This window comes from Shinella fusca (assembly GCF_014203155.1).
Lineage (GTDB): Bacteria > Pseudomonadota > Alphaproteobacteria > Rhizobiales > Rhizobiaceae > Shinella > Shinella fusca.
This window is the reverse complement of the sequence record NZ_JACHIK010000022.1, coordinates 1-23,408: the sequence shown is the minus strand read 5'-3', so window position 1 is coordinate 23,408 and position 23,408 is coordinate 1. Positions and strand designations below refer to the sequence as shown.

The 23,408-nt window shown below is 66.1% G+C and carries 21 protein-coding genes; 8 read left to right on the top strand and 13 right to left on the bottom strand.

Features of this window, described 5'->3' with window-relative positions:
- Positions 1-10: 10 nt before the first annotated feature.
- The 4 genes from HNQ66_RS21220 to HNQ66_RS21205 form a co-directional block, all read right to left on the bottom strand.
- Complete coding sequence (locus HNQ66_RS21220; protein WP_184146515.1) at positions 11-622, bottom strand: hypothetical protein; 612 nt, start codon at positions 620-622, stop codon at positions 11-13.
- A 171-nt stretch (positions 623-793) separates the two neighbouring features.
- Positions 794-3,682, bottom strand: a complete 2,889-nt coding sequence (ileS, locus tag HNQ66_RS21215; protein WP_184146513.1) for an isoleucine--tRNA ligase — start codon at positions 3,680-3,682, stop codon at positions 794-796.
- A 392-nt stretch (positions 3,683-4,074) separates the two neighbouring features.
- The gene (locus HNQ66_RS21210) at positions 4,075-5,055 is read right to left on the bottom strand and encodes a bifunctional riboflavin kinase/FAD synthetase (protein WP_184146511.1); all 981 of its coding nucleotides are present in this window, start codon (positions 5,053-5,055) and stop codon (positions 4,075-4,077) included.
- A 14-nt stretch (positions 5,056-5,069) separates the two neighbouring features.
- Entirely contained in the window at positions 5,070-5,918 is an 849-nt protein-coding gene (locus HNQ66_RS21205; protein ID WP_184146509.1) for a TIGR01459 family HAD-type hydrolase, read from the bottom strand.
- A gap of 333 nt (positions 5,919-6,251) precedes the next feature.
- Here HNQ66_RS21205 and groES point away from each other — a divergent pair, with 333 nt between their 5' ends.
- The 3 genes from groES (at position 6,252) to HNQ66_RS21190 (ending at position 9,253) form a co-directional block, all read left to right on the top strand.
- On the top strand, positions 6,252-6,548 hold the full coding sequence (gene groES, locus HNQ66_RS21200; RefSeq protein WP_184146507.1) for a co-chaperone GroES: 297 nt from the start codon (positions 6,252-6,254) through the stop codon (positions 6,546-6,548).
- 52 nt (positions 6,549-6,600) lie between these two features.
- On the top strand, positions 6,601-8,238 hold the full coding sequence (gene groL / locus HNQ66_RS21195; RefSeq protein WP_184146505.1) for a chaperonin GroEL: 1,638 nt from the start codon (positions 6,601-6,603) through the stop codon (positions 8,236-8,238).
- 568 nt (positions 8,239-8,806) lie between these two features.
- The gene (locus tag HNQ66_RS21190; protein ID WP_184146503.1) at positions 8,807-9,253 is read left to right on the top strand and encodes a hypothetical protein; all 447 of its coding nucleotides are present in this window, start codon (positions 8,807-8,809) and stop codon (positions 9,251-9,253) included.
- 36 nt (positions 9,254-9,289) lie between these two features.
- Here HNQ66_RS21190 and HNQ66_RS21185 read toward each other — a convergent pair whose 3' ends face one another.
- From HNQ66_RS21185 to HNQ66_RS23430, 7 genes are all read right to left on the bottom strand, one after another.
- Positions 9,290-12,088, bottom strand: coding sequence for a bifunctional diguanylate cyclase/phosphodiesterase (locus HNQ66_RS21185; protein ID WP_184146501.1), 2,799 nt, complete (start codon positions 12,086-12,088; stop codon positions 9,290-9,292).
- Positions 12,089-12,257: 169 nt separating this feature from the next.
- Positions 12,258-13,475 carry an FAD-dependent oxidoreductase gene (locus tag HNQ66_RS21180; protein WP_184146499.1) on the bottom strand — a complete coding sequence of 406 codons (1,218 nt, stop codon included), beginning with the start codon at positions 13,473-13,475 and terminating at the stop codon, positions 12,258-12,260.
- 100 nt (positions 13,476-13,575) lie between these two features.
- Complete coding sequence (locus tag HNQ66_RS21175) at positions 13,576-14,277, bottom strand: glutathione binding-like protein (protein WP_184146497.1); 702 nt, start codon at positions 14,275-14,277, stop codon at positions 13,576-13,578.
- 265 nt (positions 14,278-14,542) lie between these two features.
- Positions 14,543-15,238 (bottom strand): ATP phosphoribosyltransferase, encoded by a 696-nt coding sequence (hisG, locus tag HNQ66_RS21170; RefSeq protein ID WP_184146495.1) that lies wholly within the window; start codon positions 15,236-15,238, stop codon positions 14,543-14,545.
- Positions 15,235-16,368: an ATP phosphoribosyltransferase regulatory subunit gene (locus tag HNQ66_RS21165; RefSeq protein ID WP_184146493.1), complete on the bottom strand. Its 1,134-nt coding sequence runs from the start codon at positions 16,366-16,368 to the stop codon at positions 15,235-15,237. Before HNQ66_RS21165 ends, hisG begins: the two co-directional genes overlap by 4 nt.
- A 193-nt stretch (positions 16,369-16,561) precedes the next feature.
- Positions 16,562-18,076, bottom strand: coding sequence for a histidine--tRNA ligase (hisS, locus tag HNQ66_RS21160; protein WP_184146491.1), 1,515 nt, complete (start codon positions 18,074-18,076; stop codon positions 16,562-16,564).
- An 84-nt stretch (positions 18,077-18,160) separates the two neighbouring features.
- A complete protein-coding gene (locus HNQ66_RS23430) occupies positions 18,161-18,796 on the bottom strand; it encodes a helix-turn-helix domain-containing protein (protein WP_210308849.1) in 636 nt (211 codons plus the stop codon).
- Between the two features lie 224 nt (positions 18,797-19,020).
- Here HNQ66_RS23430 and HNQ66_RS21150 point away from each other — a divergent pair, with 224 nt between their 5' ends.
- The 3 genes from HNQ66_RS21150 to copM all read left to right on the top strand — a co-directional run bounded on the left by HNQ66_RS21150 (position 19,021) and on the right by copM (position 20,274).
- Positions 19,021-19,461 carry a hypothetical protein gene (locus HNQ66_RS21150; RefSeq protein ID WP_184146489.1) on the top strand — a complete coding sequence of 147 codons (441 nt, stop codon included), beginning with the start codon at positions 19,021-19,023 and terminating at the stop codon, positions 19,459-19,461.
- 43 nt (positions 19,462-19,504) lie between these two features.
- A complete protein-coding gene (locus HNQ66_RS21145) occupies positions 19,505-19,825 on the top strand; it encodes a hypothetical protein (protein ID WP_184146487.1) in 321 nt (106 codons plus the stop codon).
- A gap of 68 nt (positions 19,826-19,893) precedes the next feature.
- A complete protein-coding gene (gene copM / locus HNQ66_RS21140; RefSeq protein ID WP_184146485.1) occupies positions 19,894-20,274 on the top strand; it encodes a CopM family metallochaperone in 381 nt (126 codons plus the stop codon).
- A 100-nt stretch (positions 20,275-20,374) separates the two neighbouring features.
- Here the strand turns inward: copM and HNQ66_RS21135 are convergent, their stop codons facing one another.
- Both HNQ66_RS21135 and HNQ66_RS21130 read right to left on the bottom strand, forming a co-directional pair.
- Complete coding sequence (locus tag HNQ66_RS21135; protein WP_184146483.1) at positions 20,375-20,590, bottom strand: hypothetical protein; 216 nt, start codon at positions 20,588-20,590, stop codon at positions 20,375-20,377.
- 154 nt (positions 20,591-20,744) lie between these two features.
- Entirely contained in the window at positions 20,745-21,374 is a 630-nt protein-coding gene (locus HNQ66_RS21130; protein ID WP_184146481.1) for a DNA-3-methyladenine glycosylase I, read from the bottom strand.
- 221 nt (positions 21,375-21,595) lie between these two features.
- On the opposite strand from HNQ66_RS21130, the gene HNQ66_RS21125 reads away from it, so the two are divergent.
- Together HNQ66_RS21125 and HNQ66_RS21120 are read left to right on the top strand one after the other, a co-directional pair.
- The gene (locus HNQ66_RS21125; protein WP_184146479.1) at positions 21,596-22,336 is read left to right on the top strand and encodes a L,D-transpeptidase; all 741 of its coding nucleotides are present in this window, start codon (positions 21,596-21,598) and stop codon (positions 22,334-22,336) included.
- A gap of 205 nt (positions 22,337-22,541) precedes the next feature.
- The gene (locus HNQ66_RS21120; RefSeq protein ID WP_184146477.1) at positions 22,542-23,255 is read left to right on the top strand and encodes a L,D-transpeptidase; all 714 of its coding nucleotides are present in this window, start codon (positions 22,542-22,544) and stop codon (positions 23,253-23,255) included.
- Positions 23,256-23,408: the final 153 nt, after the last annotated feature.

The following is a 23,408-nucleotide window of genomic DNA, read 5'->3' as shown; positions in this document are numbered from 1 at the left end:
CGGCGTCAGGTCAGAACGGCCACCAGGAGGAGCCCTGCTTGGCGGCCTTCGCCTCCTTCTTGCGGCGGCGCTCCTTCTGTTTTTCCGGCTCGCCGAGGTCGGCCTGCGCCTCTTCGGGTATCTTGCGATACTCGACCGGCGGATCGCTCAGGTAGCGGCGCTTGTCGGAATAGGCGCCCATCTGCAGGCGGCGGGCCTCACGATAAGCCTCCGTCTGCTCGGCCGTGGAAAGCTTGCGGCTCGTCGCATTCTGCGTGATGAGCGGCGAACGGTAGTGCGGGTCGTCGCTGTTCTCATCGGCCTCGGTGCGCAGGCGCTCGCGCATCTCCTCCGGGCTTTCCAGCCATTGCGGGTTGTCCTTGCCGGCAACGGAATCCTGCGGCGTGACGAGCGCCGTCTGGTCCTTCGGCACGACGAGCTTGCCGCGCGGCTGGTAGCGGATCTTCTTGGCTTCGTCATTGCCCGGCTGGATCATGATGGCGTTGCCGAGATCATCGACGAGCTGTTCGCCGGCGGTCTTGTCGGTGCCGTAGGTCGGGCCCATGCAGCCGGTGAGCAGGAGGCTTGCGCCGAAGAGGCCGAGAAGGCCGGTTCGTACCCGAATATTTCGCGTCATTCCCATGAACACCCTTCCAGCAGAGCCGGCACGCCGAAAACCCACGGCAATAGTCTGCCGTGCCATGGCGGAACAATCCGACCATTTTCAGGCAGCAATACCGGATGACGCCCTCAAGCGCAATTCACCCGGCAAGATCGACGGCCGGAAAGCACCGGCCGTCAACAGAAGGGCCCGTCAGGCCGCGCGGCGGAAGCCGATCTCGCGCAGCGCCGCGGCGTCGCGCGCCGAGACGTCCGGATAATCCGGGTCCGAGCCGACATCCGTGGTGATGCGCCAGGAGCGGGCGCATTTCGTGCCCTCGGCAAGCTTCGGCTCGACGGAGACCCTGGCGACCTCCGGCAGGCGGAAGGCGCCTTCCGGCCCCTCGCCGGCAACGACGGTGATGGCCGAGGTGATGCAGATCTCCGCAAAATCCTCGCCTTCCAGCGCCTTCAGCAGCTCCGGATCGGCGACATGGACGACCGGGGCCGCTTCCAGCGAGGCGCCGATGCGCTTCTCGCGGCGCTCGATCTCCAGCGCGCCGGTGACGACCGAGCGCACTTCGCGGATTTTCTCCCACTTCGCTTCCAGCGCATCGTCGCGCCATTCGGCCGGCACCGCCGGGAACTGTTCGAGATGCACCGAGACGGCGTCGGGCTTCAGCGACAGCCATGCCTCCTCCGTCGTGAAGGGCAGCATGGGCGCAAGCCACGTCACGAGGCATTCGAACAGCTTGCGGATGACGGCAAGCGCGGCACGTCGGCGCAGCGAGGACGGGGCGTCGCAGTAGAGCGCATCCTTGCGGATATCGAAGTAGAAGGCCGAGAGCTCGACATTGGAGAAGTCGATGAGCGCGCGGGCGATCTTCTTGAAGTCGAAGGCGTCGTAGCCCTCGCGCACCAGCGCGTCCAGCTCGGAGAGCCGGTGCAGCATCAGCCGCTCCAGTTCCGGCATGTCGGCAAGGGCGATCTCCTCGCCCGTGTCATGGGCGAGCGTGCCCAGCATCCAGCGGATGGTGTTGCGCAGCTTGCGGTAGGCGTCGATGTTGGTCTGGATGATCGTCTTGCCGAGGCGCTGGTCTTCCCAGTAGTCGGTGGTCATGACCCACAGGCGCAGGATATCGGCGCCCGATTCCTTCATCACGTCCTGCGGCGAGACGACGTTGCCCTTCGACTTCGACATCTTCTCGCCCTTCTCGTCCATGGTGAAGCCATGGGTGATGACGGTGTCGTAGGGCGCGCGCCCGCGGGTCGCGGCCGATTCGAGCAGCGAGGAATGGAACCAGCCGCGGTGCTGGTCGGAGCCTTCCAGATAGACGTCGGCCGGCCATTTCAGGTCCGGGCGGTCTTCCAGCGTGAAGGTGTGCGTCGAGCCCGAGTCGAACCAGACGTCGAGGATATCCATGACCTGCGTCCAGCCCTCGCCGGCGCGGTTGCCGAGGAAGCGCTCGCGCGCGCCTTCGGCGAACCAGGCGTCCGCGCCTTCCTTCTCGAAGGCCTCGAGGATGCGGGCATTGACGGCCTCGTCGACCAGCACCTCGCCCTTCTCGTCGGCGAAGACGGCGATCGGCACGCCCCAGGCGCGCTGGCGCGAGAGCACCCAGTCCGGGCGGCCCTCGATCATGGCACGCAGGCGGTTCTGGCCGGCAGAGGGCACGAAGCGCGTGTCGTCGATGGCGGCAAGCGAGCGCGAGCGCAGCGTGGTGCCGTCGCCGAGCTCCTTGTCCATGTAGACGAACCATTGCGGCGTGTTGCGGAAGATGACCGGCTTCTTGGAGCGCCAGGAATGCGGATAGGAATGCTTCAGCCGCCCGCGGGCGAAGAGGTTGTTCGCCGCGATCAGCGCCTTGATGACGCGCTCGTTGGCATCGCCCTTCTTGCCGTTGTCGTCCATGACGCGCGCGCCCTCGAAGCCGGGGGCGTCGGCCGTATAGAAGCCGGCGTCGTCGACGGTGAAGGGGATCTTCGAAGAGATGCCGCGCGCTTCGAGATTGCGCGCCTCGGCCATCCAGGCGTCGAAGTCCTCGCGGCCGTGACCGGGGGCGGTGTGCACGAAACCCGTGCCGGCATCGTCGGTGACATGGTCGCCATCGAGCAGCGGCACCTTGAACGTGTAGCCGAGGTCCTTCAGCGGATGGGCGCAGGTGATGGCGGCAAGCTCCTCCGGCGCGACATCGCGGACGAACCTGAAGGTAAGCTTCGCCTTGGCGGCGGCCTCGTCGGCAAGGCGCGTCGCGAAGATAAGCTTTTCGCCGGGCTGCGGGCCAAAGGCGTTCTCGGCGCTCTCGACCTCATAGAGGCCGTAGGGATAGCGCGAGGAGAAGGCGATGGCGCGGTTGCCGGGGATCGTCCAGGGCGTGGTCGTCCAGATGACAACGAAATTGCCCTGAAGGTCGGCCGGACCTTCCGTGACCGGGAACTTCACCCAGATCGTGTCGCTCTCGACATCGGCATATTCGACCTCGGCCTCGGCGAGCGCCGTGCGCTCGACGACCGACCACATGACCGGCTTGGAACCGCGGTAGAGCTGGCCGGACTTCGCGATTTTCAGGAGCTCGCCGGCAATGCGGGCTTCGGCGTGGAAGTTCATCGTCGTGTAGGGATTGTCGAAATCGCCCTCGATGCCGAGGCGCTTGAACTCCTCGGTCTGGATCTGGATCCAGCCGGCCGCGAAGTCACGGCATTCCTGGCGGAATTCGTTGACCGGGACCTCGTCCTTGTTCTTGCCCTTCTCGCGATACTTCTCCTCGATCTTCCATTCGATCGGAAGGCCGTGGCAGTCCCAGCCGGGCACGTAGTTGGCATCGCGCCCGCGCATCTGGAACGAGCGGGTGATGACGTCTTTCAGGATCTTGTTCAGCGCATGGCCGATATGGATATGGCCGTTGGCATAGGGCGGGCCGTCGTGCAGCACGAACTTCTGGCGGCCGGCGGCGGAGGCGCGCAGCTTTTTGTAGAGGTCCATCTTCTGCCAGCGGGCCACCATCTCGGGCTCCTTCTGCGGCAGGCCGGCGCGCATCGGGAAATCCGTCTGCGGCAGGTAAAGGGTGGACGAATAATCGACTTTTTCGGGCGTATCGGTCATGGGTATGGCTATCGTCTTTTCGCGCGGAATGGTGTCAGGCACTGACGGCGGGGGCGCTTTTCTGGAAACGCCCGAAATCCCGGACCTTCCGGCCTCGCTCAGAGCGCGCGGAAGGCCGGGCCACTAATTCGCAGGGCGATGGTCGGCCGGTGGAGCATCATGCGCGCGGTCTTACGGCCTTTTCAGCGTTTTGAAAAGACGTGACGAGCGGCAAAGCCGCCATGGGTAGCCGACAAAGCCCGCCAAACCTCTCTTCCGTCATCCTCGGGCTTGACCCGATGATCCATAAGCCGTTGAAAAGAATGGATCCTCGGGTCAAGCCCGAGGATGACGAAGGAGAGCGGTGCGAGGGTTTCCAGCAAAAGCCTGGCTACAAAGCGCTCACACGAACGTCAGAAACAGAGACGCGCATCGATCGGCCCGAGCGGCCTGACGCCGGAAAGGAGCGCCCTTGCCTCCTCCTCGTCGCGCTTCATCTGCACGACCAGCGGATCGAGGCCGTCGAATTTCAGTTCGTCGCGCAGGTGGCCGAAAAAGGAGACGGCGGAGATTTCGCCGTAGAGATTGCCGGAGAAGTCGAAGAGGAAGGTTTCGAGAAGGGGCGCACCGTCCGCGTCCACCGTCGGGCGGCGGCCGTAGCTGGCGACGCCGTCGTGGAGGGAGCCGTCCGGGCGGCGGAAGCGCACCGCGTAGATGCCGTTGCGTAGCTGCACTTCCGGCGGAAGCTGCATGTTGGCGGTGGGAAAGCCGAGCGTGCGGCCGAGCTGCTTGCCGCCGACGATCTCCGCCTCGACCGTGTAGCGGTAGCCGAGCTGGCCGGCCGCTTCCGCCACCTTGCCCTCGCCGACCAGCGCGCGGATGAAGCTGGAGGAGATGACCGAGGCGTTCTCGTCGCGGAAGGCATCGACCAGCGTGACGCCGAAGCCGTTCTCCTCGCCGGCGGCCATCAGGAAGGCGGGGCCGCCCTCCCTGCCCTTGCCGAAATGGAAATCGAAGCCGGTGACGACCTCGGAAGCATGCAGCCAGTCCATCAGGATCGCGCGGATGAAATCCTGCGCCGAGATTTCCGAGAAGGAACGGTCGAAGGGATATTCGATGACGGCGGAAAAGCCCATGCCTTCGAGGATGCGGGCCTTGAGCGGGGCGGGCGTCAGGCGGAAGACCGGCTTGTCCGGCCGGAAGACGGTGCGCGGATGCGGCTCGAAGGTCAGCACCAGCGCGGGGACGCCGCGGCTGCGCGCGATATCCAGCGCCCGCAGCAGCACGGCCTGGTGGCCGCGGTGCACGCCGTCGAAATTGCCGATGGCGATGACGCCGCCGCGCAGATGCTGCGGCAGCGGCTCTTTCGTCTCGTTCCTGTGAAATACCGTCATGATGCGCCTCTGCGTCACTGAAGCCGGGGCATCCACCATTTCGGGTGGGCGTTCTCGGCGGCGAGGAAGGCGGCGAGCCTCTCCTCGTCGGTGCGCCCGCCCTCGACATAGTGCTGCGCGTGGATGCCGCCGGAAATGTAGAGCACGTCGAGGCCGAAGGCTTCGGCGCCGCGCACGTCCGTCGGCATGCCGTCGCCGACGGCGATCACGCGCGACAGGTCGAAGGCGCCGTGGACCTCCCGCGCCTCGGCGAGCGCCTGCTCGTAGATCGGCCGGTGCGGCTTGCCGGCGATGCGCGTCGCAACGCCGAGGGTTTCGTAGATCACGGCAAGCGCCCCGGCACAGGGAATGAGCCTGTGGCCGCGCTCGACGACGAGGTCCGGATTGGCGCAGATGAAGGGCAGTTTTCGCGCGGCGAGGATGGCGAGTTCGCCGCGATAGTCCTCCGCCGTCTCCCGCTCGTCGTCGCGAAGGCCGGCGCAGACCACGGCCTCGGCCTCTTCCATCCCCACCTCGGTAACGCCGAGGCCGTCGAGCAGCGGAAGGTCCTTTTCCGCGCCGATGAACCAGATCTTCTTCGGCCCCTCGGCGATCAGCGCGCGGGTGACGTCGCCGGAGGTGACGATGCGGTCATAGGCCTCGTCGGCAACACCGAGGCCGCGGATCTGCACGCGCACGCCCGGATGGGGGCGCGGCGAATTGGTGATGAGCACGACCGTGAGGCCCGCGGCCCGCGCGGCGGCAAGCGCCTCGCTCGCATGGGAAAAGGCTTCGACACCGTTATGAAGGACGCCCCAGACGTCGCAGAGCACCACGTCGTATTGCGCGGCGATGTCGCGGAAGGATTGGATGCGTTGAGCCATCAGGGTTTCCCGTGTCGAGATCGAGCCCGGCTGACATTGCAAAGCGAGGCCAAGAAAACAAGCCTCTTCCCGCAATTTTGCGCCGCCTGCCGGAAAACGGCCGAAAATTCACGGGACTGCCTTGATGGGCTGTGAAGGTGCCCCCATCTGCCGCCAGGCGGACGAGGACGGGCGGTAACCATTCCGGCCGAAATAATTTCGAGGCGCCGTTCTTGACTCGAAGGGCCCTGCCGCCTATCTCGGTTCCGCTAGCACTCGCGATAGATGAGTGCTAACACCAATCCAACGGATCCGCTCGCGATCCGCAATGTCATTTGATCGAGGGAAAAGACAATGGCAAGCACCAACTTCCGCCCGCTTCACGACCGCGTCGTCGTTCGTCGCGTCGAGTCCGAAGCCAAGACCAAGGGTGGCATCATCATCCCCGACACCGCCAAGGAAAAGCCGCAGGAAGGCGAAATCGTCGCCGTCGGCTCCGGCGCCCGTGACGAAAGCGGCAAGGTCGTCGCTCTCGACGTCAAGGTCGGCGACCGCGTCCTGTTCGGCAAGTGGTCGGGCACCGAAGTCAAGCTCGACGGCGAAGACCTTCTGATCATGAAGGAAGCCGACATCATGGGCATCATCGGCTGATCGCCGGTCATCCCTTCCCAATTTTGCTGACACCTCTTCAGGAGTTCTCACAATGGCAGCCAAAGAAGTAAAGTTCGGCCGCAGCGCGCGCGAAAAGATGCTGCGTGGCGTCGACGTCCTCGCAGACGCCGTCAAGGTAACCCTCGGCCCGAAGGGCCGCAACGTCGTCATCGACAAGTCCTTCGGCGCTCCGCGCATCACCAAGGACGGCGTTTCCGTCGCCAAGGAAATCGAACTGGAAGACAAGTTCGAGAACATGGGCGCCCAGCTCGTCCGTGAAGTCGCTTCCAAGACCAACGACATCGCCGGCGACGGCACCACGACCGCAACCGTCCTTGCCCAGGCCATCGTCCGCGAAGGCGCCAAGGCCGTTGCCGCCGGCATGAACCCGATGGACCTCAAGCGCGGCATCGATCTCGCCGTCGCCGAAGTCGTCAAGGATCTCCAGGCCAAGGCCAAGAAGATCAACACCTCGGAAGAAGTCGCACAGGTCGGCACGATCTCGGCCAACGGCGAGCGCCAGATCGGCCTCGACATTGCCGAAGCCATGCAGAAGGTCGGCAACGAAGGCGTCATCACGGTTGAAGAAGCCAAGACCGCCGAAACCGAACTCGAAGTCGTCGAAGGCATGCAGTTCGACCGCGGCTACCTGTCGCCCTACTTCGTGACCAACCCGGAAAAGATGGTCGCCGACCTCGAAGACGCCTACATTCTCCTGCACGAGAAGAAGCTCTCGAACCTCCAGGCCATGCTCCCGGTTCTCGAAGCCGTCGTCCAGACCGGCAAGCCGCTGGTCATCGTCGCTGAAGACGTCGAAGGCGAAGCCCTCGCCACGCTCGTCGTCAACAAGCTGCGTGGCGGCCTCAAGATCGCTGCCGTCAAGGCTCCGGGCTTCGGCGACCGCCGCAAGGCCATGCTCGAAGACATCGCCATCCTGACGGGCGGCACGGTCATCTCCGAAGACCTCGGCATCAAGCTCGAGAGCGTCACGCTCGAAATGCTCGGCCGCGCCAAGAAGGTCTCGATCTCCAAGGAAAACACGACGATCGTCGACGGTGCCGGCCAGAAGGCCGAAATCGAAGGCCGCGTCGCGCAGATCAAGGCCCAGATCGAGGAAACCACCTCCGACTACGACCGCGAGAAGCTGCAGGAACGCCTTGCCAAGCTCGCCGGCGGCGTTGCCGTCATCCGCGTCGGCGGCTCGACGGAAGTCGAAGTGAAGGAAAAGAAGGACCGCATCGACGACGCCCTCAACGCGACGCGCGCTGCCGTTCAGGAAGGCATCGTACCGGGCGGCGGCGTTGCCCTGCTGCGTTCCTCCACGAAGATCTCCGCCAAGGGCGAGAACGACGACCAGGAAGCCGGCATCAACATCGTCCGCAAGGCGCTGCAGTCGCTGGTTCGCCAGATCGCGGACAACGCAGGTGACGAAGCTTCCATCGTCGTCGGCAAGATCCTCGACAAGAACGAAGACAACTACGGCTACAACGCCCAGACCGGCGAATACGGCGACCTGATCCAGCTCGGCATCGTCGACCCGGTCAAGGTTGTCCGCACGGCGCTGCAGAACGCCGCTTCGGTTGCCTCGCTGCTGATCACGACGGAAGCCATGATCGCCGAGCTGCCGAAGAAGGACGCTCCGGCAATGCCGGGCGGCATGGGCGGCATGGGCGGCATGGACATGATGTGATAGGCGCAAGCCTATCGCAGCGTGACCATCAAGCTTCGCCCATGCACTAAAGTTGGTTCAGCGCGTCAAGCGCGCTGAACTGGCGGCATGGACATGATGTGATAGGCGAAAGCCATCACATCTGAGCCATCCGGTTCAGTTCGGAAAGGGCGGTCTTCGGGCCGCCCTTTTCTGCTTGGAACGACTGTATCGTTTCCGGAGAAAGAATTTTTCCATTTGAATAATTATTATCAAAAACCCGTTGCTGGCATCAAAAAACCAACTATAAAGACGCCCCAAGTGAACTTTAAGATTCACCAAGGGGTTCAGGTACTGGTTTTCGGCGTATAGCCGGTCCGTTTCCGGGATTCCTCAAGTCTCATATCCCGCCGGCAGATTCGAATGGGAAATCCGCCGCGGTTTTCATGCGTACGTTCGATCCGATGCACGAGACGGAGCCGGACGCAGTTCAATACATGAAGGCATGGTTCGGCAGGCTTCGGGGAGTCAGCCGGCGCTGCTTTTTACCATGTCGCGCCCGCTTCGGGCGGGCGTGCCGGCTGAATTCGAGCAACTGCTGGGGTCGTAGGTGTTCAAGATAATCAAGACCGATCTCTCCTCGCCCTTCCTTCCGGGTTCGATGGAATTCGACGAGACGGACAACGAACTGCTGACGCAATACTGCGTGACGGAGCGTTGGGCCGGCGATCTCTCCAGCGGGCTCTTCACGCTCGGCGAAAAGGCAGCGCTGGCGCACGGCCTGCCGCAGCGCCCCTGCGGGCTGCTCAACCTGATCCGCTGCTACGAGCCGGCCGACCGCGCGCGCGTGCTGGAGCTTTTCGAGCAGGCCGCGGCCTCCTCCTCGTCCTTCTGCTTCTCCACGACGATCCACCTCGACGGCGCCCCGCGCCAGCCGGTGTTCTGCGTGGGCGAATCCACGGGGCTTGAGGAGAAATACGCCGGCACGATCATCGGCGTCTTCATCTTCCCCCGCTTCCAGATCGACCTCGTGGGTCGACGCTTCAAGCGGCAGTAGCAGAGGGGGTGATCGCCACCCGCCCCATTTCCGGTCTCAAGCCGCCGCCGTCTTCTCCATTGCGGGCCGGATATGCCCCACGGGAACGGGCCGGCCGAGGAAATAGCCCTGCGCCTCGTCGCAGCCCTCGTCGAGCAGGATGTCGAGCTGGCTGCGGGTCTCCACGCCCTCGGCCAGAACCGGCACGCGCAGCGTATGGCCGAGCGCCAGGATGGCGCGGATGATGGCCTTCGCCTCGGGGCTCGCCTCCACCTCGCTCATGAAGGAGCGGTCGAGCTTGATCTTGTCGAAGGGGAAGGCGCGCAGGGTTTCCAGCGACGAGTAGCCGGTGCCGAAATCGTCGATGGCGATGGTGACGCCGAAGGCCTTGATGCGGCGGAGCGTGGCAAGCGCCCGCTCCTTGTCGCCGATGATTGTCGATTCGGTGATCTCCAGCTCCAGGCGGCGCGGGCTGAGGCCCGTCTCGAGGAGGACGCGGTGCACGAGGTCGGCGACGTCGGCATTGGCAAGCTGCACCGGCGACAGGTTGACGGCGATCTTCTGCTCGTTGCCCCAGGTCGCGGCCTCGCGGCAGGCTTCCCGCAGCACCCATTCGCCGATCGGCAGGATGGCGCCGCATTCCTCGGCGATCGGGATGAACTCGCTCGGCGGGATCGTGCCGCGCGAAGGATGGTGCCAGCGCAGCAGCACCTCGTAGCCGATCGTCTCGCCGGAATGGACAGCCTTCTGCACCTGGTAGTGCAGTTGCAGCTCCTTGCGGTCGACCGCCTGCCAGAGGTCGTTGGCGATGAGGCGGCGGCTGCGCGCGGCCTCGTCCATCGAGACCTCGTAGAAGCACACCGTCTCGGTCAGCGCGTCCTTCGCCCGGTACATGGCAAGGTCGGCATTGTTCAGCAGCGCCTCGATTTCGTCGGCGTCCTGCGGATAGATGGCGACGCCGATGCTGGCGCCCGGCTTGATGTCGTAGCCGTCGATGCGGATCTCCTCGTTGAGGCAGGCCTCGATGCGCTGGATGAAATCGGTAAGGTCCGACATGTCTTCGAAGCGCTTTGCGGCCGCGAACTCGTCGCCGCCGAAGCGGGCGACGGTCTCGTCGGCCTGAAGGCAGGCCTGCATGCGCCGCGACAGCGTGACGAGCACCTCGTCGCCGGCGGCATGGCCGCGCGTGTCGTTGATTTCCTTGAACTTGTCGAGGTCGATGCCGATGGCCGCGACCTTGCTGCCCGAGCGGCGGGCATTGTCGAGCTCCGCTTCCAGGCGGCCGTTGAAGTTCGCCCGGTTCGGCAGGCCCGTCAGGCCGTCATGGCGGGCGAGGAAGGAGATCTGCTCCTCCGAGCGCAGGCGCTCGGAAATGTCCTCGTAGGTCGCGACCCACGCACCGTCCGGCAGCATGCGGTAGCGCAACTGGACCGAGACGCCGTTCGGCAGCTTGTCCACGGTCGCCCCGCCATTGTCGCCCTGGATGGCCGCGCGGCGGCGGATATAGGCATCGCGCGCGATGGCCGGGCGGACCTCCGGATCGGCATAGATGTCGGCCACGCCCCTATCGACGATCTCGCGCAGGGTCATGCCCGGCCGCACGCTGCCTTCGGAGAAGCCGAAGATCTCGCTGTAGCGCTTGTTGGCGAGCAGCAGGCGCTCGTCCTTGTCGAAGAGGCAGAGGCCCTGCGACATGTTCTCCAGCGCGAGATCGAGGTTCTTGGTGACTTCGGCCAGCCGGTCGGCGTTGAGCTTCTCCACCGTGACGTCCTTGGTGATCTTTGCATAGCCGATCAGCACGCCGGACGCATCGTGGATCGCATTGAGGACGACATTGGCCCAGAAGCGCGAGCCGTCCTTGCGGTAGCGCCAGCCCTCGCTCTCGAACTTGCCCTCCTGCCGGGCGGCCTCAAGCGCCCGCTCGGGCAGGCCGGCGGCCCGGTCCGGCGCACTGTAGAACCGCGAGAAATGCACGCCGACGATCTCGTGCGCCTTGTAGCCCTTGGCGCGCTCGGCGCCCTCGTTCCAGTTGGCCACGCGCCCCTGCGGATCGAGCATGTAGATGGCGTAGTCCTTGACGCCCTGCACCAGCATGGCGAACTGGCGCGTGCTTTCGCTGGCCGCAAGCTCGGCCTGTCGGGCGAAGATCGCCGCCGTGAGGCCGGTGAAGAGCAGCGAGAAGGCGACGACGGCGATCAGCGGCACCATCAGGCCGGTGGAGATCAGCGTGTCGTCGTTGACCGGCATCAGGCCGGGCTCGATCGTCACCGCCGTCATTCCCGTGAAATGCAGCGATACGACGCCGACCGCCATCAGCGCGGTGGCAAGGGCCCGGTCGCGCGCACGCGGCTGCGGGCGCATGCAGGCGATGAGCGAGAGCGCGCCGAAGACGCCGGCAAAGACGAGCGACAGGGCCACATAGCCCGGCGCCCAGCGGATGGCGCCGGGAAGCTCCACCGCCGACATGCCGATATAGTGCATGGAGCTGATGCCCGCGCCGAGCACGATACCGCCGGCGACCAGCGCGCCGCGGCCGGAACGGTAGGTGGCGATGGCAAGGCCGATGCTCGTGACGACGATGGCGACGGCCAGCGAAACCAGCGTCAGCTTCATGTCGTAGCCCACGACGACGCCCGCATCGTAGGCCACCATGGCGATGAAGTGCGTCGCCCATATGCCGAAGCCGCTCGACGTGCCCGCCGCGCCCAGCCAGAGCGCGCGCGCCATCCCCTCCGATATCGCCGCCCGTTGCGCCAGCGTCACCGCCACATAGCTGGACAGGAAGCAGATGAGCGCGGCAAGCAAGACCAGGCGAAGGTCGTGCTCGACGGCGATGCAGGTGAGGATACGAAACATGAGCGGCCACCGGGCGGGATCAGGATGGCCCCAATCAGCCCGAGAACACTAAAGAATGCGTGAACCGGGAAAGCATCGCCCAGCCGGCGCAGGTCCGAGGACATATCATACTTAACGAATATCAAAAGAATGCAACCGCGTGCCCCTGTCGGGACCGCGCGGCGCAACCTCAAAGCGTCAGCGCCTTGAGGTCCGTGGCCGGGTCTTCGAGAAGCGCGCGCTCGGGCGTGCGGCCCATCTCGATCAGCTTCTTGCCGACGACATAGGCCTTCGCGTCGTTGACCGCATCGACCGCGATCAGCCGCCCGTCGCGGAAATACCAGACGGAGACGCTGCCCTCGCGCTGGCCGGGGCGCACGAACGTGTCGTCGAAGCCCATGCAGAAGCCGGCGATCTGCAGCTTGACGTCGTACTGGTCGGACCAGAACCAGGGCTTGGGCTCATAGGGCGCATCGCCCCCGGCGATGACGGCGGCGGCGGCCTCGGCCTGGTCCACCGCGTTCTGCACGGATTCGAGCCGCACGCGGCTGCCCTCGAAGGGCAGGACCGCGCAGTCGCCCATGGCGAAGATCGACGGGTCGGAGGTGCGCGCATGTTCGTCGACGACGATGCCGTTCGCCACCTCCAGCCCCGCCTCGCGGGCGAGCGCGTCATTGGCCGCCACGCCGATGCCGGCGATCACCACGTCGACGGGCAGAACGAAGCCGTCCGTCAGTTCCGCGCCGGTGACGCGGCCGTTCTCGCCGAGAAGGCGCACGAGGCCGGTCTTCTCGCGCACGTCGACGCCGCGTGCGGTGTGGATCGCCTTGAGGATAGTGGCGGTGGCCGGAGAAGCGACGCGCGCGAGGATGCGGTCGGCCATCTCGATGACCGTGACATGCAGCCCCCGCCCCCGTGCGACTGCCGCCGCCTCCAGCCCGATATAGCCGCCGCCGACGACCAGCGCGCGCCGGCCCTCCTGCATTTCGAGGCCGAGCCGGTCGGCGTCGCGGTAGTCGCGCACGGTGAAGACGCCGTCGAGGTCGCCGCCGATCCCGGCCGGCAGGCGGCGCGGCGTCGCGCCGGTGGCGAGCGCCAGGAATTCGTAGTCGAGCGTCGAGCCGTCGTTGAGCGCCACGCGCTTTGCCGCCCGGTCGATGGAGGTCACCTCCGTGGCAAGGCGGATCTCGACGCCGTTTTCCGCATACCAGTTTTCCGGGCGGAACATCAGGCGGGAAAGGTCGGCCTCGCCGAGCAGGTATTTCTTGGAAAGCGGCGGGCGCTGGTAGGGATGGGAGGCCTCGGCGGCGATGATGGTGATCGGCCGCTCGTCCTTCAGCGCGCGCAATTTGGCAACGAGGGCAAACGCGGCCTGGCCGCCGCCCGCAACAACCAGTCTTCCCGTCACGATGGCTCCATCCCTCTATCGTCCTGCCCAAGAGGTAGCGTGCCGCGGCGGGCGGCGTCAACGGGCCGCCGCGCCGCCGGTTTCTTCGTTTGCGTCAGCCCTATGCCGGAATCTCCAGGCCCTTTGCGGAGGCCGGGCGGGCAAGGCAGCGCTCCAGCCAGGCCATGACGGCCGGGAAGGACGCATAGTCGAGCGCCTCGCGCCCGCCGTAGAAGACGTCCGCGCCGCGCACCCACGGAAAGGTCGCGATATCGGCGATGGTGTAGTCCTCGCCCATCAGCCACTTACGGGTCTTCAGGCGCTCTTCCAGCACGGAAAGCAGGCGCTTCGATTCGTCCCGATAGCGCTCCATGGGGTAGGAATTGTTGGCGACCTTGTCGGCGGCATATTTGAAGAAATGGCCGAACTGGCCGAACATCGGCCCGATGCCGCCCATCTGGAACATCACCCAGCACAGCGTCTCGTAGCGGCCCGCCACATCGGCCGGCAGCAGCTTGCCCGTCTTCTCCGCGAGGTAGACGAGGATCGCGCCCGATTCGAAGAGGCCGATCGGCTTGCCGTCCGGCCCGTTCGGATCGATGAGCGCGGGAATGCGGCCGTTCGGGTTGAGCGAGACGAATTCCGGCGACTTCACGCCCTCGGCGCCGAACTCGATGCGGTGCGCCTCATAGGCAAGGCCAAGCTCCTCCAGCGCGATCGACACCTTCACGCCGTTCGGCGTCGGCAGCGAATAGAGTTGGATGATGTCAGGGTTTTTCGCGGGCCATTTCTTGGTGACGGGGAAGGACGACAGATCGGTCATGGACGACTCCTTGGTGGGAGCCCATAGATAGGACAGGTCGGTGGGGGATGTCAGGGTGGAGGCTTGAGAAATTTGCGATGGAGGCTGGGGACACCCCCCTCTGGCCTGCCGGCCATCTCCCCCACAAGGGGGGAGATTGGCAAGTCGGAAAAATCTTGCTCAAATTGCAGCGTTAGAGATGGGCGAAACCGGGCCCCATCCAATCTCCCCCCTTGTGGGGAGATGCCCGGCAGGGCAGAGGGGGGTGCCACGCGGCACTGGCTCCTCAAACCACCCCGCGCACCCGCTCCACGATTTCCGCCACCACCGCATCCCCCTCATGCTCCGGCTTGCGGGCGCGCACGAGGCAGGCTTCGGATTTCAGGATCACGCCGTCGGCGAGGATTTTCAGGTGGTTGGCGACGAGGGTCGAGCCGGTCGAGGTGATATCGACGATGATGTCGGCGGAACCGGAGGCCGGCGCGCCTTCCGTGGCCCCGAGGCTTTCGACGATGCGGTAGAGCTGGATGCCGTGGTTGCCGGAGAAGAACTGCTGGGTCAGCCGCCAGTATTTCGTGGCGATGGTCAGCCTGCGGCCGTGGCGCGCGCGGAAATCGGCTGCGACGTCGCCGAGGTCGGCCATGGTGTCGACGTCGAGCCAGATTTCCGGCGCTGCGACGACGACGTCCGCATGGCCGAAGCCGAGGCGGGCACTGAATTCGACGCGGGCGTCGGCCTCCGCCAGCCCCTCGCGCACGAGGTCCTCGCCCGTCACGCCGAAATCGACGGTGCCGGCCGCGATCTCGCGGGAGATTTCCGAGGCGGAGAGGAAGGCGATCTCGATGTCGTCGCGCCCCTCGACGCGGCCGCGATAGGAACGGTCGTTGCCGACTGCCGTGACGGTGAAGCCGGCGCGGGCAAGCACGGCGGAACTGTCTTCCTTCATGCGCCCCTTGGAGGGAAGGCCGATGGTGATCGTCATGCCGCGGCCTCCGTCAGGCTCTGGATACGGTCGAGCCAGAGCGAGAAGCCGACCGCCGGGATGCGCTCCCTCGCGCCGAGCAGCGTCAGGAGCCGGTCGTAGCGCCCGCCGCCGGCCAGCACCAGCGCCGAGCCGGCCGGCGCGATCTCGAAGACGAGGCCGGTATAGTAGTCGAGCGGGCGGCCGAAGGCGGCGCGGTAGGCGATGCGCGCCGGATCGGCGCCGGCTTCGCGCAGCGCCGAAACGCGCCGCTCGAAGCGGGCAAGCGCCTCGCCGAGCGCAAGGCCGGCCTTGTCCGCGAAGGCGGCGAGCGCGGCGGGGGCCTCGGCAAGGGAGAGTTCCAGCGCGAGGAATTCCCTGAGCAGCGCCAGCGTGCGGGCGTCGAGCCGCGTGTTGGCGAGCTCCATCTTCTCGCGCAGGCGCCGGGCGATGTCGGCCGGGCTGCGGCTGGCATTGGTGGAATAGCCGGTCGCCTCCATCGTCTCGTCGATATGGGCGATCAGCGCCGCCTCGTCGTCGAGCTTGCCGAGGATGGCGAGGCGCTCGACCTCGGGGCCGAAGACGCCGGCGGGCGCGGGGCTGGAAAGGTCGGCCATCAGCCTCTGGAGCTGTGCCTGGTTGCCGAAGGCATGGACCAGCCGCTTCTGCCAGCCGGCCGGCAGGCCGCAGGCCGCCACCACCGCCTCGAAGACCGACTGGTCGCCGAGGACGACGGAGAGCGTCACGCCCGGCAGGCGGTTCTCCAGCACGGTCATGGCATCGCGCACGGCGCGCGCATCGGCGCGGGCGACGTCGGTCTCGCCCAGATCCTCGATGCCGGCCTGGTAGAATTCGTTGGCGCCCTCGCGGCGCTGGCGGAAGACCTCGCCGAGATAGGCATAACGCCGCGGTGTGCCCATCGCCGTCTCGATATGGCGCAGGCAGACGGGAATGGTGAATTCCGGGCGCAGGCACAGGCTCTTGCCCGTCTCGCTCTCCGTCAGGAAGATGCGCCGGCGAAGGTCCTCGCCCGCCATGTCGAGGAAGGGCTCGGCCGGCTGGATGACCGGCGTGTCGACGCGCTCGGTGCCGAGGCGTTCGAGATCGGCGACGAGATCGGGGGCGAAGGCGGGGAGGTTGCTCAGGGGCATGGCGTGAAGTACCCCCCTCTGCCCTGCCGGGCATCTCCCCCACAAGGGGGGAGATCGAATTGCCGCGCTGTCTCGCCCGTCTCCAACGCCGCGCGCCGAGCGCGGTTCTCGCTTCCTGCCGATCTCCCCCCTTGTGGGGGAGATGCCCGGCAGGGCAGAGGGGGGTGTTCCGGCAAAGCGATCATCATTGCCGTCAGCCAGCCCGCGCCCGGTCTTCGGCCTGCGCGTCGAGGATCTCGCGAACCCTGGCGACGAGCTCGGCCTCCGGCACGGAGACCTGTGCCACGCGGGCCTCGCGCCAGGAGGCGTTGTCCTCGATCTCGCCGGAAAGGCGCTTGCCCTCGATGAGGTCCTTGATCTGCACGAGGCCTTCGGCCCGCTCGTCGCCGCCCTGGATGATGGCGACGGGGGCGCCGCGGCGGTCGGCATATTTGAGCTGGTTGCCGAATTTCTTCCAGTTGCCCTGGTACATCTCGGCGCGGATGCCGGCGGCGCGCAGCTCCTGCGTGAAGCGCTGGTAGCGGCCCATGCTCTCGATATCGCCGTCCATGACGGTGACGAGCACGGGGGCGACGACCTCCTCCTGCCCGAGCTTGCCGAGGTTCTTCAGCGCCGTCATCAGGCGCGAGACGCCGATGGAAAAGCCCGTGGCCGGCACCGGCTGGCCCATGAAGCGCGAGACGAGCCCGTCATACCGCCCGCCGCCGCCGACCGAGCCGAAGACGACCTTCTCGCCCTTCTCGTTGGTGACGGCGAACTGCAGCTCGGCCTCGAAGACCGGGCCGGTGTAATATTCGAGGCCGCGCACGACGGAGGGGTCGATCTTGATGCGGTCCGGCCCGTAGCCGGCCGACGTGACGAGATGGCCGATCTGGTTCAGCTCGTCGACGCCCTCGCCGCCCCTCGCCGTGCCTTCGACCAGCCTGGCGAGGTCGGCGGCGCTCTCGAAATAATCCCTGATGCCGACGAAGAAGAGCACCTTGCCGATCTGCTCTTCATTGAGGCCCGCGCCCTTGGTGAAGTCGCCGGATTCGTCCTTGCGGCCCGCACCGAGCAGGAGCCTGACACCCTCGGGGCCGAACTTGTCGAGCTTGTCGATGGCGCGCAGCACGGTGAGGCGGGCGCCTGCCTTGTCGTCGCCGCCGAGGCCGATCGCCTCCAGCACGCCGTCGAGGACCTTGCGGTTGTTGACGCGGATGACGTAGTCGCCGCGGGCGATGCCGAGGGCTTCCATCGTGTCGGCCATCATCATGCACATCTCGGCATCCGCCTGCACGCCCGCCGCGCCGACCGTATCGGCGTCGAACTGCATGAACTGGCGGAAGCGGCCCGGGCCCGGCTTCTCGTTGCGGAAGACGTAGCCGGCGCGATAGGTGCGGTAGGGAAGCTGGATCTCGTTGAAGTTCTCCGCGACATGGCGGGCGAGCGGCGCCGTCAGGTCGTAGCGGAGCGACATCCACTGGTCGTCGTCGTCCTGCAGCGAGAAGACGCCCTCGTTCGGCCGGTCGGCATCGGGCAGGAACTTGCCGAGCGCGTCGGTATATTCGAAGAGCGGCGTTTCCACCGGATCGAAGCCGTAATGCTCGTAGACCGCGCGGATCTTCGCGGTCATCTCGTTCACGGCGCGGATATCCGCGGCGTCCCGGTCGACGAAGCCGCGCGGCAGGCGGGCTTTCAGCTTCTGCGGTTTTTTCTGCTTTTCGCTCATCGGGATACCCGAAATTCCGTATTTCCGTTGCCGGTTTCCCTAGCGGATTGGGCGGGCAGCGGCAAGGGCGCAAAAGCCCGCCGGTCACGGACGGCGCGAGAGCGTATCCCAGCTATGCACGATGACGGCAGAGGCGGTGGGCGCCTGCGCCTTCGGAATGAGGGTCGAATGGGTGTCGCCCCGGATGATGCCGCGCATCTCCGACTGGAAGGAAAGGCGCTTCAACTGCACGTAGCCTTCCGGGATGGACGTCACCGAGAGCGCCGGGCCGCCATAGATCTCGATGCCGGCGATCTCGCGGGCATAAAGGCTTGCGACCAGCGCCCGGTCCTCGACGCAGGCGCGGTAATGGCCGGTGAGATAGCGGCGGATGCTGGTGCCCACCACGGCGCGCATTTGCGGGCTCTCGCGGTATTCCTGCTGCGAGCCGCCGAGGTAGCGGATGTCGCGGCCCTCCCAGAGATTGCGGCTTTCCCGCGAGGCGAGGATCGAGGCGAGCAGGCGCCGCTCGGTCTGCGCATCGGCCCGGCGCAGGAAATCGACGATGGCGCCGGTCGCCCGCAGGTCCGGCACGGCGATGCCGCGCTCCCAGCGCGAGACGGTGGTGGCGGAGAAGCCGAGCTTCCAGGCGATATCGTCCTGCGTCAGCCCCGTCTTGCGGCGATAGGCCTGCAACTGATCGACCAGGTCGTGGCCGGTATGGAGAACGAAATCGGGCATTCAACCCTTCGGGGAATTTTTGGAAAACGCGCCGTCCAGTCGAGTAAACGACCAGTTGCCCCGCTTCCGGCGGCGGGCGATGTCGGTTACCCTTGAGAAAAGGTAAACGTCCATCCCGTCCGTTTGGCAAGGCGTTTTGCCCAGCGGGCGGCGGCAAACCGCTCCGGGTCCCCTGCCGACATGGCCGGGCGTTCCTGGGCGCCGCCACCTTCCGGACCGATCGAATGGCATCGAAACCGATCATGCTCTCCCCGCGCCCCGCCTCCGTGGCCGATCTCATCGGCATCGACGCCGACGAGCTGGAGACGGCCTTCGTCTGCGAGGAATGGCGGGCGGAGCTTGCGACGGGGCTCGTGCATCTCGGCCCGGAGACCGCGGCCCTGCACGATCTTTCCGGCACGCGCTGCGGCATCATGGACCTCATCCAGTTCTACGAGCCGGCCGACTGGCAGAAGGTGCTGCTGGCGCTGGAGGAGGCGTCGACCGTTTCCACCACCTTCAGCTTCGCCACCGCGATCCGCCCCGGCCCCGGGCTCTACCGCCCCGTCTTCTGCTTCGGCCGGTCGGACCTGGAGGGCATGGCGGGCGGCGTGCTTTTCGGCACCTTCGCCATCGCCCGCCTCTGTCTCGAAACCGCGTCCGGCCGTCACGGCATGGTGAACTGAGCGGTCCTTTTCTTTTGCGAAGGCAGCCCCTATCTCTGCCTGCATGAGACAGGTCCTCTTCGTCCTCGCCATCCTGGGCGCCATGGTCTCCGGCTGGGTGCCGGTGGTCGCGGCGACGCTCCATGCCGCCTCGAAGGCCGGCATGCATGCGATGCACCCGATGGCCGGCGACGACGGCGCGGCGACCGGGCACAAGGGCAAGGCGGCCGCCCATCCGGTCGCGTGCTCGGCCTGTTTCGCCATCGAGGCCGAGCGGCCGGCGCCGCTTTACCGCCGCCTCGACATTTCGGGCCGCGTCCCGGCGGCAACGCCGCGGCTTGCTGGCCTCGGCCCCTTCCCGCTCGATCCCCCTCCCCGGTCCTGAAAAGCGCGTGACCATCCGGGCACCCCGCGCCCGGCCGACAACCCGTATTTTCAGAACTGGAAACGACAATGAACGCAAAGAACATGCTTCTCGGCGCGGCCCTCGCGCTCGCCTTCGCCCTTCCCGCCGCCGCCGAAAACGCCGGCAACACCGCCCATCAGGGCATGGAGATGGGAACCTCCACAGACGACCAGAGTGCCTCGACCAAGGCTTTTCTCGCCGCGAATGCCAGGATGCACGAAGGCATGGAGATCGAGTTCACCGGCAATGCCGACGTGGATTTCGTCCGCGGCATGATCGCCCACCACCAGGGCGCCATCGACATGGCCAAGGTCGAGCTCGAACACGGCAAGGACCCGGCCATCCGCAAGCTGGCGAAGGACATCGTCACCGCGCAGGAGGGCGAGATCGCCATGATGAAGGAATGGCTGGAGACGAACGCCAGGTGATGGCGGAGGGGCCTGCCGGACGGCGGGCCTCTTTTTATCGGGCGGCGTGCCGTGGGGCTTGACCCGGGGATCCACGCCCCACGGCACAACTGTGACGCCCCTACTCCGCCGGCGTATGGTGGGCAGACGAGGCCTCGAGCAGCGAGGCGGCGATGGCGCGGGCCATCAAGAGGCTCGTCTCGCGGATTTCGGATTGGGTGCCGCTGCGGGCGGAGCGGATCAGGCGGAAGCCCTCGCGCAGCATGATTTCCTCGGCCTTGCCGCAGGCCCAGCGTTCGAGACGCATATCGACGGTTGCAGATGCGTTTGGCGCCATGTTTCCCCCACATGCCAAATCATTCAGCACAAAGCGGCACGCGCGCCAAAGCGCACGCTGACCCCGAAACTCGCATTACATGAATTTGCCGCTCAACCTTAGGCTACATGATTCGCTTGAAAAACAAACCCTTATTTACCTGACAAGACGCAAATTATGGCCGTTCGAACCCCTTGCGCCGCTCTTCGACGGCCTGCCGGCAGAAGCAGCCCTCCACATGGTCGTTGACGAGGCCCATCGCCTGCATGAAGGCGTAGACGGTTGTGGGCCCGACGAAGGTCCAGCCGCGCTTCTTCAGGTCCTTCGACAGGCGCACGGAGGTGGGCGTCGTGGGATTGGCGGCGATGGTCTCCCAGTCGACGCGGGCGGGCCGCTCCTCCGGCTTCGGCTCGAAGCTCCAGAAATAGCGGGCGAGCGAGCCGAACTCGTCGCGCAGCGCCTGCGCGCGGCGGGCGTTGTTGACGGTCGAGACGATCTTGCCGCGGTGGCGCACGATGCCGGCATCGGCAAGGCAGCGGGCGATATCTTCGTCGCCGAAGGCCGCCACCCTGTCGAAATCGAAGCCGGCGAAGGCGGCGCGGAAGGCTTCCCGCTTCCTCAGGATGGTGAGCCAGGAAAGGCCCGACTGGAAGCCTTCGAGGCAGATCTTCTCGAAGAGCCGATGGTCGCTGGTGACGGGATAGCCCCATTCCTCGTCATGGTAGCGGCGGTAGTCGTCCAGATTGCCGTGCCAGGCGCAGCGCATGTTTCCGTCCGTGCCCTGCAGAAGTCCCCGTTCCGTCATTGCCGCCTCCGTTTCCCGTTTGTTCCGCTTTACCACTCGTCAACCACATTTGGAAAGCGGGCAATAACCCTACCCGAAGGTTTATCCGCATCGCACATATCGAATGAACCGGCGTTTACCTTTCGCTTCATCGAAGGGTGCAAGCATTCGAGGCGAACCAGCGCCGTCTTCCAATTTTTTCGCGGCGCATTCCCGGCGACGATCAGTAGCGAGTACGTCCGATGTCGATACGCATTCTCCTTGCCGCGGCCCTTCTTGCCGCCCCCGGCCTTGCCCATGCGGGCGACCGGTACATGAGCCGCCCGCCCGTCATCGTCAGCCCCGACCTCACCGCCCCCTGGGTGATGCAGCTCACCGGCGAAGGCGTGCAGCCGGCCGTCGCCACCCGGCGCGTCATCCAGCGCCAGCAGGCGGTCCAGCGCCGCGTCATCCGCCGCGACGGCGTGGCGCGCGTCGAGCAGGTCTCGGCGACGGGCCAGGCACGCACCGCCGTGCGCTCGAAGTTCGATCCCATGTACCTGCCGCAGACCGTCGCCTATGACAGCCAGTACAAGGCGGGCACGATCGTCATCGACACCAACAACCGTTTCCTCTACCTCGTCCTCGGCGACGGCAAGGCGCGGCGCTACGGCGTGGGCGTCGGCAAGCCGGGCTTCGAGTGGGCCGGCACGCACAAGATCACCCGCAAGGCCGAATGGCCGACCTGGACGCCGCCGAAGGAGATGATCGAGCGCGAGGCCGCCAGAGGCCACTACCTGCCCGCCTCCATGGACGGCGGGCCGGCCAACCCGCTCGGCTCGCGCGCCATGTATCTCGGCTCGACGCTCTACCGCATCCACGGCACCAATGCGCCATGGACGATCGGCTATGCCGTTTCCTCCGGCTGCATCCGCATGCGCAACGAGGATGTCATCGACCTTTACGACCGCGTGAATGTCGGCACGAGGGTCATCGTGATCTGAGGCCGCAAAGCACTGCGCACAGCCTGGTATAGCGGCCGTCCCCCGCAGTCCGCCTGCGGGGGGACGGTTGCGTTTTACAGCGCTTTTGCAAGCAACGTTCCGAAGAAAACCCCGCCCGTGCGCGTCATCGATTGCGCGAGGCGACTTGAAATCGGTCAAAACTTGGCTAGCCTCGCCACATTCAGGAAGTGAGAGGGATATACCAATGCGGAAATACGCACCGATCCTGCTGGCGGCGGCCGTCGCCGTCACCGGGACCTTGCCGGCGACGTCGGCGAACGCCTTTCCCGCCGCGCGGCAGGGCGAGCGGATCGAGACCGCCCCGGCCGTGACGCTCGTCGCCCAGCCGCTGAGCAAGAAGCAGGTCGCGGCCAAGTTCAAGCGCACCAAGGTGCGCTTCGTCACCGACCAGGCGCCGGGTACGATCATCGTCGATACCAACAACAAGTTCCTCTACTTCGTCGAGGGCAAGAACCGGGCGACGCGCTACGGCATCGGCGTCGGGCGCGAGGGCTTCGGCTGGTCGGGCGTGGTGAAGGTCGGCCGCAAGGCCGAATGGCCCGGCTGGACGCCGCCGGCCGAAATGCGCCGCCGCGAGGCCAAGAAGGGCCATATCCTGCCGACCTTCCAGCCCGGCGGCGAGGACAATCCGCTCGGCGCGCGCGCGCTCTATCTCTACAACAAGGGCGGCCACGACACGGCCTTCCGCATCCATGGCACGAACCAGCCCTGGTCGATCGGCCTCAACCTGTCGTCCGGCTGCATCCGCATGATGAACCACGACGTGGAGCATCTCTACGCCCGCGCCGGCGTCGGCACCAAGGTCATCGTCGTCGGTCCCGGCAACAGGCAGGGCGCTGTCAGCTACAACGACCGCGGCGTCGATTTCTTCGGCAACCTGTTCGGTTTCGGGGGCTGATGGGCGGGGCCGCGGCTCCGGCCGTGGCCTGCCTCGGGGGCGATGGATCCTCGGGTCGAGCAACCGTGGAGTCATTGAGAGAGGGCTGCCTGTGATCGGGCGATTGCATTGAGGATTGTCATGAGCTTTCGAATGGTTGCGACCATTGCGAGC

Excerpts from the sequence above, each read along its gene's own strand:
- HNQ66_RS21220 (WP_184146515.1), bottom strand. The coding sequence starts at position 622 with ATGGGAATGACGCGAAATATTCGGGTACGAACCGGCCTTCTCGGCCTC.
- ileS (WP_184146513.1), bottom strand. The coding sequence starts at position 3,682 with ATGACCGATACGCCCGAAAAAGTCGATTATTCGTCCACCCTTTACCTG.
- HNQ66_RS21210 (WP_184146511.1), bottom strand. The coding sequence starts at position 5,055 with ATGACGGTATTTCACAGGAACGAGACGAAAGAGCCGCTGCCGCAGCAT.
- HNQ66_RS21205 (WP_184146509.1), bottom strand. The coding sequence starts at position 5,918 with ATGGCTCAACGCATCCAATCCTTCCGCGACATCGCCGCGCAATACGAC.
- groES (WP_184146507.1), top strand. The coding sequence starts at position 6,252 with ATGGCAAGCACCAACTTCCGCCCGCTTCACGACCGCGTCGTCGTTCGT.
- groL (WP_184146505.1), top strand. The coding sequence starts at position 6,601 with ATGGCAGCCAAAGAAGTAAAGTTCGGCCGCAGCGCGCGCGAAAAGATG.
- HNQ66_RS21185 (WP_184146501.1), bottom strand. The coding sequence starts at position 12,088 with ATGTTTCGTATCCTCACCTGCATCGCCGTCGAGCACGACCTTCGCCTG.
- HNQ66_RS21175 (WP_184146497.1), bottom strand. The coding sequence starts at position 14,277 with ATGACCGATCTGTCGTCCTTCCCCGTCACCAAGAAATGGCCCGCGAAA.
- hisG (WP_184146495.1), bottom strand. The coding sequence starts at position 15,238 with ATGACGATCACCATCGGCCTTCCCTCCAAGGGGCGCATGAAGGAAGAC.
- HNQ66_RS21165 (WP_184146493.1), bottom strand. The coding sequence starts at position 16,368 with ATGCCCCTGAGCAACCTCCCCGCCTTCGCCCCCGATCTCGTCGCCGAT.
- hisS (WP_184146491.1), bottom strand. The coding sequence starts at position 18,076 with ATGAGCGAAAAGCAGAAAAAACCGCAGAAGCTGAAAGCCCGCCTGCCG.
- HNQ66_RS23430 (WP_210308849.1), bottom strand. The coding sequence starts at position 18,796 with ATGCCCGATTTCGTTCTCCATACCGGCCACGACCTGGTCGATCAGTTG.
- HNQ66_RS21150 (WP_184146489.1), top strand. The coding sequence starts at position 19,021 with ATGGCATCGAAACCGATCATGCTCTCCCCGCGCCCCGCCTCCGTGGCC.
- HNQ66_RS21145 (WP_184146487.1), top strand. The coding sequence starts at position 19,505 with ATGAGACAGGTCCTCTTCGTCCTCGCCATCCTGGGCGCCATGGTCTCC.
- copM (WP_184146485.1), top strand. The coding sequence starts at position 19,894 with ATGAACGCAAAGAACATGCTTCTCGGCGCGGCCCTCGCGCTCGCCTTC.
- HNQ66_RS21135 (WP_184146483.1), bottom strand. The coding sequence starts at position 20,590 with ATGGCGCCAAACGCATCTGCAACCGTCGATATGCGTCTCGAACGCTGG.
- HNQ66_RS21130 (WP_184146481.1), bottom strand. The coding sequence starts at position 21,374 with ATGACGGAACGGGGACTTCTGCAGGGCACGGACGGAAACATGCGCTGC.
- HNQ66_RS21125 (WP_184146479.1), top strand. The coding sequence starts at position 21,596 with ATGTCGATACGCATTCTCCTTGCCGCGGCCCTTCTTGCCGCCCCCGGC.
- HNQ66_RS21120 (WP_184146477.1), top strand. The coding sequence starts at position 22,542 with ATGCGGAAATACGCACCGATCCTGCTGGCGGCGGCCGTCGCCGTCACC.